Genomic DNA, 17,839 nt, shown 5'->3' with positions numbered 1-17,839 from the left:
GTGCCGTTTGGGGGAGGCGGCCTTTGCGGTGAGAGCAGAGGCTACCGCTTCCTGAAAGCTGGCTTAGAAGCGGATGTCGGCGCCGAAAGTCAGCGTGGACAGCTTGGCATCTTCCAGCTTGGCGAAACGTGTCCATTCGGCGCGCAGGCCGACATTCTTGGTAACGGCGAAACGTGCACCCAGGCCGATCAGGGGCTTGGTTTCGGTTTCGTGGTGGGTTACGGTGCGGTTACCTACCTTGGCGTCCAGTTCGGCGCGAATGGAAGCCAGGCCCAGGCGAGCAAACACGTCGAAGCGATCGTTGACCGGCAACTTGCCCAATACGGAGAACTGCAGAGCGCGTGCCTTCAGGGTGGCATCGTATTTAACGCCAGAAATGGTGTCGGTTTCGCTGCTCGAACCCAGGCCGCGATAACCCACTTCAGCTGCCAGATACTGGTTGAAGTCATAGCCACCGAATACCGACCAAGTGGTATCCGTTGCGCTCAGAGAGTAATGATCATCGATATCGGCTTCCAGCTTGCTGCGGCCCAGATCGGCGCCTGCGTAGAAACCATCAGCAAAAACCGGGGCGGCGATGGTGGCGAGAAGTGCGAACAGAATGCTTTGCTTTTTCATGACTATCCTCGTGGATCGTTGTTGTGTAATCGAAAGAAGCCGCATTCTGAAAGCTTGCTGTCAGATCGCCCACTAACAAGAGGCTAACGCCACTAACCAGAGACTAACTGAATGGTTTGGTTAGGGTTATGTCTATGATTATTCATTCATTTTTTGAATTGATCGCGCAGTGGTCAGGCAGTGCGGAGCGTGTCTCCGGCACCTGCCTGACCCGGTCAATCGGCCATTCGGATCGGTGGCAAGCAGGGCGATCTGCTGCTTTTTACAGACCCCCGCCTGCTGACAGCGTGCTTACGGCAGCACTTTGCTGACCACCTGCCAGGGCTTACCTTTGATGGTGGCCTGAGCAAGCACGACGGGACGGCCTGCCTGCAAGGCCAAGCCTAAAGGCTCATCCTTCTCCCCCAGATTCAACACGACCTCCCCGCCATTGCCAAAGCGGGCATCCAGCTGACCATTGGTCTGGTAGCGCAGCAAACTGCTGTGGCTGGTCTGGGCATCGCTACGGTTGGCGACGACATAGATCAGCCCCTCAGTGTTGACGGCCAACTGGCGGGGGCGATGGTTGAAGCCTGCCTGCTGCCGGTTGTTGCCAAGAATCTCGATCGAGCCATTGCTGCCAAAGCTGGTATCCACCTGCCCATTCGCCTGCAACCGGAACAATCGCAAGCGTTGATCCTGACTGCCATAGCTAAGGGTAACGCTGACCAGCAACTTGCCGTCGCTCTGCCGCATCATCGACCAGCCGGTTGCACTTTCTGACTGCGCCAGTTGCAGCATGGCTGTGCCGCCCTGCCCAAAACTGGTGTCTTCCAGTTCATCGCTCTTGAAGCGTTTGATCCAGGCTTGATTACTATCCCAAAGCAGTGTCACAAAGCCGCCATCCGGCAAGGCCAGTGGGGTGCCGCCTTGCAGGACGGGATTGCCGCGCAGGGGTTCACTGGCAACGACTTTGCCAGCACTGGAAATGCGATGGTAGGTGCGGCCGCTCAGTAGCAGGCTGCCATCACTGAGGCTGGCCAGATTGGTTGCGTTCAGTTGGCTGATGTCCATTTCACCACTCTGCCCGAAGCTGCTGACTCGCCGGCCGTTGCTGTCGAGCCGCCATAACTTCACGCTAAAGTTGGCGGCATTGCGGCGAGCGCCGACTACCGCCAGACCGCCATCGGCCGTGGCGGCGATGCTGTAGATGGCGGCGGCTGACAGTTCATTGGCCAGCGTCACGCTATCGAAGGCACCCACCCGGCGGCCGATGCTGTCCAGCGCTGCCAGATTGGCGCTGTAGGCATTGCTCAGGCTCATGAACACGCGATCCCCCGCATTGCTGGTGACGTTGGCCTGCTTGAAGTAGGTACCTGCACCAAATTCCAGTGAATTGGTACCGTTGCGGCCATAGCTGGTGTCTACCAAAACAGTTTGGGCAAAACGGGTCATGCCCAGATCGTCGTTGCCGGCGTTGGCCAGTACCTGAAATTTGTCATTGACCGGTACCAGCAGAATGGTGGTGCGACGGCTGCTGGCAATGGTCAGGCCGGTGCTGGTGGCATCCAGTCCGCTCAGGCCACGGCCTATGCCGGTGATGATCTCGCTGTTTGCGCCTTGTACCGAGAGTTTGACCACCCCTGCCTCGGTGGTGCCGGCGGAGGTCACATAGGGGGCAGCGATAATGATGCCGCCTTGCGGGCTGCCAAGCAGGGCTGGTGGGCTGGCGTTGGTCAGATTGCTGTCGCTGAAGGGGGTGTCAAAGGTCTTGACCTGGGTGCCCGCTTCATTAAAGCGCAGCAGCGCAAGCTGACCAAGCTTGTCGCCATCCCGATGTCCTGCAAGATAGATGCCATCTGCTTGCGTCAGCAGGGATAGCGGCGAATCGGCATGCAGGCCGGTTTTGTCGAGCAGGATCTGCCCGCTGGCATTCAGACTGGCGTCGATCGTGCCATCGGCCAGATAGCGGCGGACCAGCAAAATATCGCGCTTACCACTGCTACCTTTGACTAGACCCGCAACGGTGATTTTTCCGCTGGCATCCAGCGCCAGACTGCGTGTGCTAACCCCCATTTGTTGCTCTGTAGCCAATTCAAGCGTACCGCCAGAGGCAAAAGCGGTGTCGATGGCGCCGTCACGACTGAAGCGCGTCAGGCTGTTTTTCACCCAGAGCGTGTCGCGGCTCAAAGCCAGGATGCGACTCTGGCTATCGATAGCGAGGGCTGCCACGTTGTGGCTGTTGGGTACCAGCAGGCTGCCACTATTGGCAAAGCTGCGATCCAGACCGCTGTCGAGCTTGATGCGATGCAAGGTGACGGGATGGGGGACTTCCCGACCGACGCGGGTGCTGGTGGTCGCAACAATAATCTGATTGTCAGTCTGGAAAGCTGCAGTCAGGGCGCTCAGTTCGCTGGTGTCGCCAGTCGGGGGCACCAGTAGCCGGCCTTCGCTGCCAAAGCCGGTGTCGATCTTGCCATCAGCCAGCAGGCGGGTGATCTGGATCAGCAGTCCGCTGCCGTCATTGGATTCGCTGACGATGATTTGCTTGCCATCGGCCAGAACGCGGCTGGCCAGCGGCCGCACCGGAGCTTGGGCAAATTGCGTCTGCAAGGTGCCGGCAGTGGCGAAATTACGGTCGAGGTCGCCAGAACGATAGGTTGCGGTACCGCCGGTTTGTCCGCCCGACTGGCTGCCGGAAGAACTGCCACTGTCACCCCCCGAGCTGCAGGCAGTCAGAGTGAAGACGGTGAGGGTAGCGAGGGCCAGGGTGCCTAGACGGAGCGGGAAGGAAAGATCGCGTTTCAAAGAGTGCCTCGGTAGAAATAAATAGCGTTATTGGTTTGTTAGCGGGTTTGTCAGGCGGTGGGGCCGGTTGTCCGGACCTCAGGAATATCGGGAACGCAAACCGCAGCGCAGGAGGATACAAGCTGGTGCGGCCTGCGTGTCTACGGCGAAAGGTCTGATGTAAGCCTTGCTGAAGGATTTACCACGGGGCAATGACGGGACGAAGGGGAGGAGCGTTTCCCATCTGCCTGATTAATCAGCATAAATTTGAAATTCTCCTGGTCGCTGCCGGCCAGTCGGATTGGCTTTCTGGGCAGGGTATCGAGCGGAGGGTTGTTGTATTGCTGCCGCCCGTAGCGCCTGGCGTGGCAGGGTAGTTGAACTGCTTGAAGTGCTGTCCGTCGAAAAGTACTTTGAACAAAGCGCCGTCACCGCTGCTGAAACCATTGTCCGTTTCCGGTTTGCAACAGATTTGCAGCATGCGGAATACCGGCAAGTGCGACAGAACCCGCAGCCTGTGCCAGATCTGCCATCCGGCCCAGTGCCATGGCTGGTCTGACCTTTTGTTTCATTGGCGGGTTGCCGAATACGACATGGCAGACCGGCCGTGCCGCCTTGCCGGCGCTATAATGCTGAGTTATGCCGCTTTGCGGCTTGAGCGGCCGTCACAGAACGGTCACTGTCCTGTCTTACAATTCAAGGAGTAGCCATGACCCGTATGGTTCAATGCGTCAAGTTGGGGCGCGAGGCCGAAGGGCTCGATTTCCCGCCTATGCCCGGAGAGCTGGGCAACAAGCTGTATCTGACCGTGTCGAAAGAAGCCTGGCAAGCGTGGATCAAGCACCAGACCATGCTGATCAACGAAAACCGGCTGAACCTCGCTGACAAGTCAGCCCGCCAGTATCTTCAGCATCAGTTGGAAAGTTATTTCTTCGGCGGTGGGGCGGAAATGCCCGCAGGCTACGTACCTCCGTCTGCCTGATAAGCGGCCGCTTCATGCGGCCCTGTTTTTATCTGATGGGGCGGGTTTGCTGGGTGCTGGTGTGGTCTTTTGCTTCCATGATTGTGGCTTGGGAGTGAAACACAACAGCATCTAGCCGAGATCCGTCCTTCCTCTTCGCAAGCATGTAACGATGACGCCGTCTATCGATCTGTTCCTGAATCGTGAGCTGGGCCTGCTGGAGTTCAATCGCCGTGTACTGGCCCAGGCAGAAAATCCGGCCAACCCTTTGCTGGAGCGCTTGAAGTTTCTTTGCATTGTCTCGTCCAACCTCGATGAGTTTTTTGAGGTGCGCGTGGCTTGGGTCAAGGAAACCATACGCCTGAATACAGCCCGGCCTGCGCCGGATGGCCTGTCGCCGCTGGCGGCCTACCATCGCATCAGCGAAGAGGCCCATCATCTGGTTGAGCGCCAGTATCGCATCCTGCGTGAGGTTGTTCTGCCTGCGCTCGAAGAAGAAGGGGTGCAGTTCCTGCGGCGCGGTAACTGGACCGAAGCGCAGCGCAGTTGGGTGCGGGACTATTTCTTCCGTGAACTGATGCCGGTGCTGACACCGATAGGTCTGGATCCGGCGCATCCCTTCCCCCGCTTGTTTAACAAAAGCTTGAACTTTGTGGTGGAACTGGACGGGCGCGATGCCTTTGGCCGGGTGTCGGGGACTGCGATCGTACAGGCCCCGCGTATTTTTCCTCGCTTCATCAAGTTGCCTGCGCAGATTTCAGACGTCGAGCACGGCTTTGTTTTCCTGTCTTCGATCCTGCACGCGCATGTTGGAGAGCTGTTTCCCGGCATGCAGGTGAAGGGGTGCTATCAATTCCGGATTACACGGGATTCCGACCTGTCGGTGGATGACGAAGATGTCAAAGACCTGCGCGCGGCACTGCAAGGGGAGCTGTCGCAACGACAGTTTGGCGATGCGGTGCGTATGGAGGTGGCAGACAACTGCCCGCACCATGTTGAAGAGTTCCTGATGAGCCAGTTTGGTCTGGCGAGGTCGGATGTCTACCGTGTGGATGGCCCGGTCAATCTGGTGCGTCTGATGCAGGTGCCTGATCAGGTGGACCGGCCTGACCTCAAGTTCAAGCCGTTCATGCCAGGTGTGCCGGCACAATTGCGTAAGCAGTCTGATATTTTTGGGGCAATCCGGCAGGGTGACATTCTGTTGCATCATCCCTTCCAGAGCTTTACGTCGGTGATTGATCTGCTGCAGCAAGCGGCGCAAGACCCGATGGTGGTCGCGATCAAGATGACGGTCTACCGCACGGGTAACGATTCCGCACTGATGGAGGCGCTGATCGAGGCGGCGTCGGCAGGCAAGGAGGTCACAGTCGTCGTTGAGCTGATGGCGCGCTTTGACGAGGAAGCCAACATCAACTGGGCGGCCAAGCTGGAGCGGGTGGGGGCGCATGTTGTCTATGGCGTGTACGGTTACAAGACCCATGCCAAGATGCTGCTGATTGTTCGCCGGGAAGAAGGCCGCCTGCGGCGCTATGTGCATCTGGGGACGGGCAACTACCATGCCCGCACGGCCAAGTTGTATACCGATTTTGGCTTGATGACGGCCAACGAGGAAATCTCCTCAGATGTGCATGACATCTTTGTGCAACTGACGGGCATGGGTACTTCCAGCCAGCTCAAGCGGCTATGGCAGTCACCCTTCAGCCTGCATAGCTCGGTTCTGGCTGGCATCCGGCGCGAAGCGGCCATTGCCCGGTCCGGGCGGCGGGCGATCATCATTGCCAAGATGAATTCCTTGCTGGAGCCCGCGCTGATCCAGGCGCTATACGATGCCTCGCAAGCGGGCGTCACCATTCACTTGATCGTGCGGGGGGTCTGCACGCTACGCCCCGGCGTGCCCGGGATGTCCGAGAATATTCAGGTTCGTTCGATTATTGGGCGCTTTCTGGAGCACACGCGGGTGTTCTATTTCCTCAACGATGGTGCGGAAGACCTTTATCTGGCCTCTGCCGACTGGATGGGTCGCAACTTCTTCCGGCGCGTAGAGGTGGCGTTCCCCATTCTGGACGCCAAAGTCAAACGCCGCATTCTGCGTGAAGGGGTTCGGCCGTATCTGGTTGATAACACCCAAGCCTGGGAAATGCAGCCGGATGGCCGCTATAAGCGCAAGGCGTCACGCGGTGGCAAGGTGCGTTCGGCGCAGGCCAGCCTGCTTGCAGATCTCGGTGCGCATGACCGCGACTGAATCGCAGAAGGGAAAAGCCAATGGATTTGATCTTGTGGCGGCACGCCGATGCGGAAGATGGCAGCGATGACCTGCTGCGCTGCCTCACCCCAAAAGGCCGTAAGCAGGCAGAACGCATGGGTGCCTGGCTGGATGAGCGCTTGTCGAAGGATGTTCGCCTGATCGCCAGCCAGGCTCTGCGGGCGCAGGAAACCGCAGAAGGGCTGTCAGAGCACTTCAAGATTGATCTGCGCCTGAACCCGGATGTGCCCGCCGCCAATTATCTGGCGGTGGCGGACTGGCCACATGCCGGGGGGCAGGTGGTGCTGGTGGGTCATCAACCCACCATCGGCCGGGTTGCGTCACGTTTGCTGACCGGGCTGGAGGCGGACTGGAGTGTAAAAAAGGGCTCAATCTGGTGGTTACAGAGCCGCCTGCGTGATGGCGAGCGGCAGACGGTGCTCAAACTGCTGATGACACCCGATCAACTCTAGGCTCAGTTGACGTTTTGTTTCCGGTCGCGCCGGGCCGAGTTTTGGGGCAGGGCGAGGCAGGGTGAGTGAGGTTTAGCGAGCTAAATAAACGACCCCTAACGACGCCATGACCCAAAACTCGACCCGGCCCTTCATGCTGTGCCATGCCAGGCTTTGAGGCTGGTCAGTTTCTGTAGAAGGGTCTCGGTGTGAGTACGTCGGCGAGCTGGCCAGCTGTTTTATCCGCCGAAATCCGCGACAACCCTATTTTCAAGGCCAAAGATTTGCACAACGATTTATGCCCGGACAAGGGCTTTGAAAGCCAGCGGCTGCGGCTTGTCAATCAACTTGCAGAGATGATTGGCTTTATCGAAAGTATTTATCTTTCGCTACCCGGCCATCTGTTGTCGCGTCAGCCTGAGCACGACGATCTGACGTTGCTCGAACATCTATGGCATGTACGGGATTGCGACTGCGAGTTATACGGATTGCGTATTGCAAGAACCCTGGCAGAGGACATTCCCTTATTCGCCAGCGTTGATGTCAGCAACTGGCCGACAGAGCGTGCCTATATGTGTCAGCCTGCACCTGCAGCGATTCGTGATTTTGTGGATGTCCGTCAGACCTTGGTGACCCGTCTAGGGCGGCTTAATGCCGCAGGCTATGCACGCAAAGGCAGGTTGCTGGCACTCGGGCAGGAGGTGGATGTGTTTGATCTGACAGAGATGCTGATCGAGCATGACCGCGATCATCGCCAGAGAATGGTGGTGATCCTTACCGAATTTGCTACCAAACCCTTAGCGGTTGCGCCGTGAAGCAGGTCTGTCATCCGAATAGGCACAAAGGCTCCTGATGGAGCCTTTGTTAAGTGTGCAACCGATAACTGGGCGGAGGTGACATTCTCCGCAGGTCATCTGCCTGTCGCTCAGCGATCAAGCGCCAGAGCGAGACTACGCCGGAAATGGCGGTCTGCCTGATCTGGTTGGCCAATGTGCTCGAGCAGCTGTGCAAGCTCGGCATGGGCTACAACCGAAGGTTGTACGGCAATGCTGGCTTCCAGATAGTTCTGGGCCTTGCCCCACAATCCGCGAGCACGGCAGAGACGGCCTAGCGCCAGGAGCAGGACGTGATCATCGGGCCGCGTCTTTAGCCAGCTTTCCGCCTGTTGCAGCTGGGCCAGCGTGTCGATTTCGCGCCCACCCAGATTGGCCAGCCGTCCATATAGTTCAATCAAACCGCTATCGGGATTGGCTTGGATGGCTTCTGCGACGATTTCCAGGGCGATTTTGCCTTCGCCGATTTCTGCAAAACAACGACCTGCGGTCGAGGCGAGGCGAGGGTCCACCCGTTCTTTCTCGTCAATCTTGCTCCACCAGTCCTTCAGTTCGCTCGGGCTCATCTGGCCACGTTCAATCTGGGCTATCCGGGCATAGATGCGGATGCGCGATGACTGCTCAGTATCCAGCGCGTCGCTGCGTTCGAGCTGGGAAACCAGTTCCAGTACGCGCTCCGGCTGGTTTAGTTGCTGCCGGATGCGCAACTCCAATCGCAGTGCCGCAGTCAGTCTGGGCGAAATGGCCAATGCCCGCTCGACGGCCGCCAGCGCATCCTGGCTGCGCCGTTGTTCGTATAGCAACTCTGCCTCAATCATGGCGAGTGCCAGACTATTGTCCTTACTGGCACTGCGAGCTTCTTCGAGATAACGGTCGCGGGTTTCAAAGTTGCGGTAGGCGTGCGCTGCCTTGGCGCCAATCAGTGAGTTCACCAGCTGTGCGCGGGGTTCGGTCTCCAGCTCGCGTGCTTTTTGTGCCGACTTCTCCGCGCGGATATAGCGGCCTTCAAACCAGGCTAGCAGCGCGTCCTGCTGCAGTGCGCGAGCCTCTTTGATCCGGCGCTCGCCACGATAACGGCGGACAGTGTTAGGCAGCAGCAAGACCCAGTCCACCAGGCGCAAGGCGCCGTAACCAAGGCCAATGACCGCCAGAATCAACAATACGAAGGTATTGAGCGACAGCTCGACGCGGTAGGGCGGGACAAACAGCAAGGCATAGCCGGTGTTGATCTGGGCAAATTGCGCCAGACCGACGGCAATGGCGAATAGGGCAATGGCCCAGATCAGGATTCTCACTGATTCCCTCCGCTCTTGGGCCGGCTGTCTCGCACGGCGGCCAGACTATCAGCAAGGTTGGGGTACTCGACCACCAGCTTTGTCTCGCGCAGGGTCTTGATTCCTGCCAGCGTGGCCTGGGTCGATTGTGCACGACCATCAAAGAATTGCTTCAGATACCGTTCGGCGGCCTTGATGTCGGCTTGATAGCTGGTTTCGTCCCGCTGCAGCAAGGCTACCCTGGCATTGAGCAGGCGCAGTTTGACGTGCTGCCGCAAAGAGAAATTCTGCTCAGGTGTCATCAGCATCGCGTCTGGTTTATCCATATGCCGGATCTTGATGATCTGGTGCAGTTCCCGTGCTACGTCGGCTTTCAGTCGCTGCCAGAAGCTGGCATCGGCAGCGATGGAGCTGGGTGGCTCACCCCCTTCGCTGCGTAGATCAATCTGCAACGGCAGCGCGTCAATCGTGCCGGCTAAAGTATCGATCTTGGCGGCCAGGCCAACCGTATCGACGTAAGGCAGGCGCCGGAGAGCGTCGATGTCATGTGCCAGTGCTTTGCGCAAGGCGATGAAGTTGGGCTTGCCAAAACCCTGCAGCCGTTCATCCAGGCCATACAGCGCAGTCAGGGCCAGGCTGACATTGCCGGCGAGTTGCAGCTGTTGGTTGGCAAGTTGCAATGTTTGTTCGGCATCTGCCAGGACGGCGTCTTCGCGATCCCCTGTCAGGTCGCGATACATGGCCTCCAGTGCCACCTGCTGGCTTTGTGACTCGGCCAGCCGGCTTTCAAGGGCGGCGATGCGGGCTTCCAGCGCACGTTCACGGTTTTCGTGCATGCCAGCGGTGGCTTGGCCATCGGCAATGGATTTTCTGACTTGATTGAGTTGGGTGCCGGTTTCCAGTCGCAAATCGGTCTGGTTGCGATGGTGCCATACCGACAAGCCCGCGCTCAGTACGACCGCACCAGCTGCAACATACAGGGGTAGCTGCACCCGGCGACGGGACAGCTTATCCGCCGTCGGCTGGGCCTTGGCCTCGTCTGCCGGTTTGTCGAAGCGAGGAGGGGGCGGCGCATAGCTGTGCGGCGAATCCGTGGCCGACGTATCGGTGCTGCTGACCTTGTCGAGACTAAGGGCGGGGGCCGGTAGGGTCACCGGCGGCAAATCAGGCCCGGATACGGCAGTCTCAATATCGGGTGCTGCAAAAAATTCTTCGAGGGTGGCGACGATGCCTGCATCTCCCGCTGCGGTCAGTACCACGCGGCCAGCCCCGCAATCCCGTGCAGTGTCGGCGACTTTGGAGTGGGGGGCAAAGGTGAGCGCGGCGCAAAGTTGCGGCCGGGTGTGGTCGTTACTGATCTGGTAGAGATTACGAACCGACTCGCTGCTGGTCACGATGATGCCATCGCATCCGTCACTCAGGGCTGCTTCGAGTTCGGCTGCGGTCACTTTGGGTGGCAGGCGGCGATAGGCTTCCACCACTTCGACGATCGCACCACGGGCGGATAATTCTTCGACAATCAGTTCCCGTCCGCCATTGCCCCGGAAGACCACAACTTTCTTGTTTTTCATGTCCGCCAGCTCTGGCCTTGCCAGCAAACCTTCCGAGTCGAAGCGTTCGGTGGGTTCGATGACCCCCCCGATTCCCAGTTCCCGTGCGGCTTCAGCGCTGGCGGGGCCGACCACGGCGGCGACCACATTGGCTGGCCAGACATCAGGTAACTTGCGTCCGACCTCGGCAATGGCATTGGTGCTGACGAATACGGCAAAGTCGAATTCTTCGAGTCTTGCCAGAGCCGAATCCAGCGCGGCAGGGGCTTCGGTCGCCGCAATCTCGATCATCGGCAGGATGATGGCCTGCCCGCCAGCGGCTCGGATAAGCCCGGCAAGATGCTCGGCTTGAGCGGCCGGTCGGGTAACCAGAAAACGTCGATGGGTGAGCGGTAATTCGGTCGGGGCTGGCATATCAGTCCTGGGCTTGAATTAACGGTTGTGCGCCCTCGGTCAGCAACAGGTCTGCAACCTGGCGACCCAGGGCTGGGGCGGATTGACGACTGCCATTGGCTTCGGCCCGCAGTATCTGCGAACCATCGGGTTTGGCTACAAAGCCGCGTACCCGCAGAAAGTGATCTTCAACGACTTCGGCAAAGCAGCCAAGCGGTACCTGGCAGGAGCCGTTCAGACGAAGGCTCATGGCCCGTTCGGCCGTAACACAGTCGGCCGTGGCAGGGTGATTCAGGGGTTCGAGCAGGCTGGCCAGTTCGGGACGGTTGGTGCGGATTTCGATACCCAATGCCCCCTGGCCTACAGCCGGTAGACTCTCGTCCGAACTGAGGATGCAGGCAATGCGGTCTGACAGGCCCAGGCGTTTCAATCCGGCAGCAGCCAGCACGATGGCGTCGTACTGTCCGGCATCCAGCTTGGCCAGACGGGTTTGCACGTTGCCGCGCAAAGGCTGTACCTGCAGGTGAGGAAACGCCGCCCGCAGCTGGCTTTCGCGGCGCAGGCTGGAGGTACCGACAATGGCGCCGGGAGGGAGATCCTGCAGGCGCTGGTAGCGATTGGATACCAGCGCATCGTGCGGGTCTTCACGCTCGGTGATGGCGGCAATGATGAAGCCATCAGGCAAACGCATCGGTACGTCTTTCATCGAGTGCACGGCCATGTCGGCCCGGCCGTCGGCGAGTGCGGTTTCGAGTTCTTTGACGAACAGACCTTTGCCCCCGATCTTCGAGAGTGATTGGTCGAGAATCTTGTCACCTTGCGTGGTCATACCCAGTAGCTTGATTTCAAGAGCGGGGTACAGCGTTTGCAGGCGGTTTTGAATGTGGCGTGCTTGCCACAGCGCCAGTGCGCTTTCACGGGTAGCAATTACCAGGCGACGAGGGAGCGAATGGGCGGGCACGGCGCGCAGTCCTTAGGTTTCAGCATGATCGCCGGATTCTAACACGCCGCCTTGCCGTCGCATCTGGCGCTTGCCCGGCTGTCTAATCAACGCAACAGCACCCAGCATCCGGCACTGGCTGATCCGGGGTGGCCAGGGCCTGGGTTGCGAGGTGATCAACGACCCATTCCACCGACCTGTTGTGCCAGGTAGGTGGCGTAGTTGTCGGTCATGCCACCAATGAAATCGAGCACCCGCAGATAGGAGTGGTATAGCGGCCATTCCGGTTGGGGGGCGTTGTATTCCATCAGGTCGAGGATGCGGCGGTTACGAAAGCTGAGCTGGGGCCCGTTCTTTAGCTGATAGGTGGCGTCGCAGAAGGCGTCGAGCAGGATATCCAGGCAGGTGAACGAGCCAACTTCAATCTCGACTTTGCGGCGATTCTTGAAGATCTGTTCCCGAGCTAGCTTCTTGGCGGTGTTGATACCCTCGATCACGAAGCCTGGGCAGGATGCGAGCAAGTCGCCTTCGAATTCACCGTTGAGCAGGGTGTCATGTTGGCGCAGGAAGGCGGAGGAAACTTCTCGCACGCATCGATCTATCGACTTGCCGCGCAGCAGCGAAATCTTGCGGCGATAAGATGGCGCCGCAGCGACTTCCAGCCTGAGCAGATCATCATCGCCCCCACAAAGCTTGAACAGGATGGGCTCGACAACCTGATAAGGCAACATGCCGATTTCGATGCCATCTTCAAGATCCAGAATGGCGTAGCAGATGTCGTCGGCCGCCTCCATCAGGTAAGACAGTGGATGGCGGGACCAGCGATTGGCATGTCGCTCGGGCAAACCCAGTTCGTTGGCGACTTCTTCGAGCAAGGGCTTTTCTGCCTGATAGATGCTGAATTTTTCCTTGCGGCCAGCATGTTCTGAGGTCCACGGGTATTTGAGGGTGGTACCCAGTGTGGCGTAGGTGAGCCGCATGCCGCCCTGAAAGCGATGGTTTTCCAGCTGGGTAACCACGCGAAAGCCTTGGGCGTTACCTTCAAAGGTCTGCACATCCTTGCGCTCGGCAGTGGACAGGTTTTGCAGCAGATAGGCATGGGATTCACGCCGGAACCAGTCGCGAATCGCATATTCGCCTGCATGGCCAAACGGGGGGTTGCCAATGTCGTGGGCCAGGCAGGCTGCCTGGACGATGGCGCCCAGGTCGTAGGGGGTAATATGGCCCGGCAGACGATCCTGAATTTGTTGACCAACCATGATGCCCAGACTGCGCCCGACGCTGCCGACTTCGATCGAGTGGGTCAGACGGGTGTGGACATGATCGTTTTCGGTCATCGGGTGGACTTGGGTTTTGCGGCCAAGGCGGCGAAACGGGCTGGAGAAAACGATGCGATCATGGTCTTTGTGAAAGTCGGTACGACTACTGTCCGAGCGCTCGGCGACGGTGCGGCGCGGTATACCGAGCCGGTCGGCGGATAGCAAACGTTCCCAACTCATCCGGGTTGCCATATTTCTGCCTCTTGTTGCGTGTACGGCCAGCAATGGTAAGTGAGGGCTGCCTTCACGACAAAAATCCGCCTTTGCGCGACTCCGGATAAGACTCACCAGCACTTGGGTGCTGCAATGCAAAGCCAGGCCGTTTTCCGGCGAAACACAATCTGCAAACCTGGCGTCAACGGAATCTAGCCGGTTGCAATCGAGCCTGGGCTGCTGGGAGGAGAAATTCGATAGATTTTCATCGACCCTTTGCCACGGATTTCCACTTGCTCCGCTGTCAGCTGGCCAATCTGATCGGAGAGGCTGAGGTAGGTCAGCTCATCCATGGCGATTTGCATCGGCTCGGCCTCGCTGCACATGCGTGACGCGATATTGACGGTGTCGCCCCAAAGGTCGTAGGTCACCTTTTTGCGGCCGATCACTCCTGCAATGATCGGGCCGGTGGCAATGCCTACCCTTACACCAAAGGGGGCACCGGCCACCGGGGGGTGTTGCTGTGCCAGGGTGATGATGTCGAAAGCGGCATCCAGAACGCGCTGGGTATGGGTGAAAGCAGGGTCGGTTTCCAGGCCGCCTGCCAGCATATAGGCATCGCCAACAGTCTTGATTTTCTCAAGCGAATGTCGTTCGCAGAGCAGATCGATAGGCGTGAAAAAGCCATCGAGCATTTCCACCACGGCTTGTGGCGTCAGCTCGCCTGACAGATGAGTGAAATTGACGATGTCCGCAAACAGGATGCTGACATCCGGGTGTCCTTCCGCCACGATGGAATCCGGTGTTTTGAGTCGGCTGGCAATTCGATCTGGCAGGATATTACGCAGGAAATTGGCGTTGCGCTTGGCTTCGGTCTCCCACACCCTTCGATAGCCCTCATCAATAGATGGGTTGTGCTGCTGCAGAAGGCGTTCGATGGTGGGGGAGAGGAGGGCTCTTCTTTTACGCTCGTTCATCAAGCACTCCTGGGTAATCAAGCAGAAACGCTGGGAGAGGGGCGAATTGCCACGAACTTGGTGATGTTGGGGAGGCACATGGCCGCTGACCCATAGCATCAACAGTGTCGATGTTTCAGGATAGCAGCCGTGTCTGACAAATGTGGGCGGCTGGCCTGCCGTGTGTCGGGCCAGGACAAGCGGAGGATGGGACGACCTACCCGCCAGCCTGTCGGCCCGTGCTAAGCTGTGGCCCCATGCGCTGGCGGTTCTCCATCTCCTACCTTGCGCGCGGCGAGCAGACGTCTCTAGTGTCGCGCTACTTTCTGGTTGCGTACCATTTGGTCGTGCTGGTGGTCAGTCTGTACCCGTTTTCCGGCTGGCGCTTTACCGGCGAGCCGGTGCTGGCCTTTCTCGCTTACCCGCTGCCTTTCTATCAGACCCTTGCCGACAATGCCTTGAATGTTCTGGCCTACATGCCGATCGGCTACGCCTGGGTCATGCTGTTGCGCGCGCGCTGGTATTCATTGGCCCTGGCCGTGGTGGCTGGGGCCATGCTCAGTGGCTCGATTGAGTTTGCCCAGCAGTTTCTACCTAGTCGCATCGCTTCGAATCTGGACATGCTGACCAACACTGCCGGAACATTTCTGGGTGGATTGGCGGCGTATTGGATGCACCGCGCGCAGTGGGTCAGACATTGGCAGATTCTGCGTCAACAGTGGTTTGTGGCGGGTGGGTTGGCGGATCTGGGTATTGTGCTGTTTGCCCTGTGGTTTCTGACGCAGTTGGATCCATCGGTGCCAATACTGGGAATTGTGGTGCAGCCAGCTGGGCTGCCGCAGCCTTTTGTCTCTCCGTTGCACGATCCGGAGATCTTCCTGCGCCTGCTGGAAGCTGGCGGCGTCACGCTCAATCTGGTTGGCGTATCCTTGTTTGGACTGGTGCTGGTGAGGCCCCGTCGCCATCCCTGGGCGACGGTTCTGGGGCTGCTGCTGGGGTCATTGACGATCAAGGTTGCTGCGGCAGGGCTGATGCTCAAGCCAGGTGAATTCATGGCCTGGTTGAATCTGAATGTGGTGACCGGGGCGTTGCTGGGTTTGCTGATCCTTGTCCCTTTGACCCGGCTCCGTCGCAATTGGCGGGCGCTAGTGGCGGCTTTGTCGCTGGCGGCGGCTCAGATGGTTGCGGCGATCTGGCCGCTGACCGAGGTGCTGTCGGCAACTCTCAAGCTGTTTCGTTGGAACTATGGCCATCTATTGCATCTGTCTGGTTTGACGCAAATGGTGTCCGAGTGGTGGCCCTATGCGGCGGTCTGCTTCTTGCTGAGTTTTGCCGTCAGCGAGTGGCGCCGTAAGGAAGTGATTCTCGATTGATGGCTCCCCGCCGCATTTCGCGCCAAGGAGCCGGTGCAGAGGTTTACTGGGGCGGGATCTGTAAGGGATGGGCAGGGTTTACAAAACGGTCGCCGCGCAAAAGCCGGTCCAGCATGGCGGGGTCTTTCCATTCGGCTTTGACCTGCTCGGAAAAAACAATATCAGTCAACCTGATCTCTCCCATGCGCGGGTTGTAGGCATCTTCGCGAAAGCACTGCGCATAGCCGGTTTCGGTTTCATGTGCGATGACCGAATGCAGGTGCACGTCGGCTTCGCCATTACTCATGTCGGTGTTCTTGAGAATGGCATCGATCATCACAAAAAACATGCGCGAGAACTGCTCGGCTGACGGTGACACTGGCAGCGAAATCCAGCGTGCCGAGTAGTGCTTGGCCCAGGCAATGTACTCGGCATCGTCGCGATCCCAGAAGCAGATCGCATGGTCAAAACCGTCGATGACATCGCGTATCGTTCCCTTCATCAGGCCAAAATCGTAGACCATCTGCCCCTGATCAAAGGCATGGGCTTCCAGCAGCACTTCAATCTTGTAGCTATGGCCGTGAATCGACCGTCGGCAGCGGTCAGTGCTGCAGTTGCGGACAATGTGGGCGTTTTCAAAACGAAAGAGCTTACGGATCAGCATGGCGATAGTCTGTGAAAAGGGCCGCGCTTTTTAGCACGGAATAGCAAGGGATACAACTTTATCACCTTGTTTTTTCTGGAAAAACCATATTCCGGGTATGGGGAAGCAACTGATGCAGCTCTCGCAGATGGCGGATTTTATGGTCTGCCCAGGTGCCCGATCGCAGTTCCCGGCTGATCCAGACAGTGCGCATCCCCAGCCGCTTCGCGGTTTCGAGGTTTTCCAATGTGTCTTCCACCATGATGCAGCGACGCGGGTCTAGTCGATACCGTTTGAGCAGGCGGCGATAAGCAATCGCTTGGGGTTTGGGGTGGTAGGCCGAGTGTTGAATGGCGACTATGCCGTCAAAAATGTCCTCAATCTGCAGGGCGCGCAGGACGGACACGGCATAGATCAACGGACCATTCGTGAACAGCAGCTTGCGGCCAGGCAGCCGGTCCAACACCGCACGCACGCCGTGCATCGGCCGGATCTGCTGCCTGAGATGTGGGAGCACATGGGTGTGGCGCAGAAAGTGTTCTGGATCAATGTGGCGATGGCTACGCACCACACCATGCAGGGTGGCGCCGAAGCGCTGCCAGTATTCGAGTCGCAGCCTGTCGGCGTGCGCTTCTTCAATTTGCAGATGCTCGGCGAGGTAGTTGACCATCTGCCGATTGATGGCGGGGAAAATATCGGTATTGGCGTCGTGCAGGGTATTGTCGAGATCGAACAGCCAGACGGGCGGCAGACTACGGCGAGTCTGCCGCTTGGTGCGAGAAGGTAAAGGCATTCAGTGCATGATGTAGTTTTCGAGCTGGGCGATCAGGAATTGCTGTTCTGCAATGGTTTCACGCACCAGATCGGTGATCGAAAGTACGCCAAGGACGGTGTTGCCATCCATGACCGGCAAGTGTCGGAAGCGTTTCTCCGACATGATGGCCATACATTCATCCACAGTTTGTGATGGTTTGGCAAATACCACCCGCCGGGTCATGATTTCGGTGATAGGCGTTCCGGCTGAGGTTTTCCCCTGCAGTACCACTTTACGCGCATAGTCGCGCTCCGAAAAAATACCTAGCAGTTTGTCGCCATCCATAACCAGAACAGCGCCAATGTCTTTTTCTGCCATCAGCTGCAAGGCTTGGTAGACCGTCGCCTCCGGGCGCACCGCGAATACGCCTTGCCTGTGCTTTTCTTGCAATAGTTGACGCGCGGTCTTCATTCGTTAGGTCCTCCGTGTGTTGGCTGGCAGATCAGAGTCAGCGTCGCGACGCCTGCCCTAAGCGTGGCGATGCAGTGGGCTTACGGTGTGCTCCCCAGTCGTTGCCGGTGTACTCAAGGCAAATGTCAGGCGAGCCACTACAGCTTCACTATAGCAGCCACG

The 17,839-nt window shown here is 58.4% G+C and carries 16 protein-coding genes; 6 read left to right on the top strand and 10 right to left on the bottom strand.

Annotation, left to right across the window (positions count from 1 at the left end):
* Positions 1-63: 63 nt before the first annotated feature.
* Both PZA18_RS08590 and PZA18_RS08585 read right to left on the bottom strand, forming a co-directional pair.
* Entirely contained in the window at positions 64-618 is a 555-nt protein-coding gene (locus PZA18_RS08590) for an outer membrane beta-barrel protein (RefSeq protein ID WP_284100405.1), read from the bottom strand.
* Positions 619-909: 291 nt separating this feature from the next.
* The gene (locus PZA18_RS08585; protein WP_284100404.1) at positions 910-3,405 is read right to left on the bottom strand and encodes a hypothetical protein; all 2,496 of its coding nucleotides are present in this window, start codon (positions 3,403-3,405) and stop codon (positions 910-912) included.
* A gap of 280 nt (positions 3,406-3,685) precedes the next feature.
* On the opposite strand from PZA18_RS08585, the gene PZA18_RS08580 reads away from it, so the two are divergent.
* From PZA18_RS08580 to PZA18_RS08560, 5 genes are all read left to right on the top strand, one after another.
* Positions 3,686-3,943: a hypothetical protein gene (locus PZA18_RS08580; protein ID WP_284100403.1), complete on the top strand. Its 258-nt coding sequence runs from the start codon at positions 3,686-3,688 to the stop codon at positions 3,941-3,943.
* 150 nt (positions 3,944-4,093) lie between these two features.
* Entirely contained in the window at positions 4,094-4,366 is a 273-nt protein-coding gene (locus tag PZA18_RS08575) for an oxidative damage protection protein (protein ID WP_284100402.1), read from the top strand.
* Positions 4,367-4,517: 151 nt separating this feature from the next.
* On the top strand, positions 4,518-6,587 hold the full coding sequence (gene ppk1, locus PZA18_RS08570; RefSeq protein ID WP_284100401.1) for a polyphosphate kinase 1: 2,070 nt from the start codon (positions 4,518-4,520) through the stop codon (positions 6,585-6,587).
* Positions 6,588-6,607: 20 nt separating this feature from the next.
* Positions 6,608-7,060, top strand: a complete 453-nt coding sequence (locus PZA18_RS08565; RefSeq protein WP_284100400.1) for a SixA phosphatase family protein — start codon at positions 6,608-6,610, stop codon at positions 7,058-7,060.
* A gap of 188 nt (positions 7,061-7,248) precedes the next feature.
* Positions 7,249-7,854 (top strand): DinB family protein, encoded by a 606-nt coding sequence (locus tag PZA18_RS08560; protein WP_284100399.1) that lies wholly within the window; start codon positions 7,249-7,251, stop codon positions 7,852-7,854.
* Positions 7,855-7,964: 110 nt separating this feature from the next.
* Here the strand turns inward: PZA18_RS08560 and PZA18_RS08555 are convergent, their stop codons facing one another.
* The 5 genes from PZA18_RS08555 to PZA18_RS08535 all read right to left on the bottom strand — a co-directional run bounded on the left by PZA18_RS08555 (position 7,965) and on the right by PZA18_RS08535 (position 14,478).
* Complete coding sequence (locus tag PZA18_RS08555) at positions 7,965-9,167, bottom strand: heme biosynthesis HemY N-terminal domain-containing protein (RefSeq protein ID WP_284100398.1); 1,203 nt, start codon at positions 9,165-9,167, stop codon at positions 7,965-7,967.
* Positions 9,164-11,110 (bottom strand): fused uroporphyrinogen-III synthase HemD/membrane protein HemX, encoded by a 1,947-nt coding sequence (hemDX, locus tag PZA18_RS08550; RefSeq protein WP_284100397.1) that lies wholly within the window; start codon positions 11,108-11,110, stop codon positions 9,164-9,166. Before hemDX ends, PZA18_RS08555 begins: the two co-directional genes overlap by 4 nt.
* Before the next feature lies 1 nt (position 11,111).
* Positions 11,112-12,050, bottom strand: a complete 939-nt coding sequence (gene hemC / locus PZA18_RS08545) for a hydroxymethylbilane synthase (protein ID WP_284100396.1) — start codon at positions 12,048-12,050, stop codon at positions 11,112-11,114.
* 155 nt (positions 12,051-12,205) lie between these two features.
* Positions 12,206-13,528: a deoxyguanosinetriphosphate triphosphohydrolase gene (locus tag PZA18_RS08540; protein WP_284100395.1), complete on the bottom strand. Its 1,323-nt coding sequence runs from the start codon at positions 13,526-13,528 to the stop codon at positions 12,206-12,208.
* Positions 13,529-13,713: 185 nt separating this feature from the next.
* A complete protein-coding gene (locus PZA18_RS08535) occupies positions 13,714-14,478 on the bottom strand; it encodes an adenylate/guanylate cyclase domain-containing protein (protein ID WP_284100394.1) in 765 nt (254 codons plus the stop codon).
* A 236-nt stretch (positions 14,479-14,714) separates the two neighbouring features.
* Between PZA18_RS08535 and PZA18_RS08530 the strand changes: the two genes are divergently transcribed.
* Positions 14,715-15,830 (top strand): VanZ family protein, encoded by a 1,116-nt coding sequence (locus tag PZA18_RS08530; RefSeq protein WP_284100393.1) that lies wholly within the window; start codon positions 14,715-14,717, stop codon positions 15,828-15,830.
* A gap of 43 nt (positions 15,831-15,873) precedes the next feature.
* Here the strand turns inward: PZA18_RS08530 and PZA18_RS08525 are convergent, their stop codons facing one another.
* The 3 genes from PZA18_RS08525 to PZA18_RS08515 all read right to left on the bottom strand — a co-directional run bounded on the left by PZA18_RS08525 (position 15,874) and on the right by PZA18_RS08515 (position 17,677).
* Positions 15,874-16,473: a 6-pyruvoyl trahydropterin synthase family protein gene (locus tag PZA18_RS08525; RefSeq protein WP_284100392.1), complete on the bottom strand. Its 600-nt coding sequence runs from the start codon at positions 16,471-16,473 to the stop codon at positions 15,874-15,876.
* 61 nt (positions 16,474-16,534) lie between these two features.
* Entirely contained in the window at positions 16,535-17,245 is a 711-nt protein-coding gene (locus PZA18_RS08520; protein WP_284100391.1) for a pyrimidine 5'-nucleotidase, read from the bottom strand.
* Positions 17,246-17,677, bottom strand: coding sequence for a CBS domain-containing protein (locus PZA18_RS08515; RefSeq protein ID WP_284100390.1), 432 nt, complete (start codon positions 17,675-17,677; stop codon positions 17,246-17,248). It abuts the gene before it with no gap.
* Positions 17,678-17,839 lie beyond the last annotated feature (162 nt).

The organism is Parachitinimonas caeni, assembly GCF_030129945.1.
Taxonomy (GTDB): Bacteria; Pseudomonadota; Gammaproteobacteria; order Burkholderiales; family Chitinimonadaceae; genus Parachitinimonas; species Parachitinimonas caeni.
The sequence above is the reverse complement of the archived record's forward strand: the minus strand, read 5'-3'. Positions and strand labels throughout refer to the sequence as shown.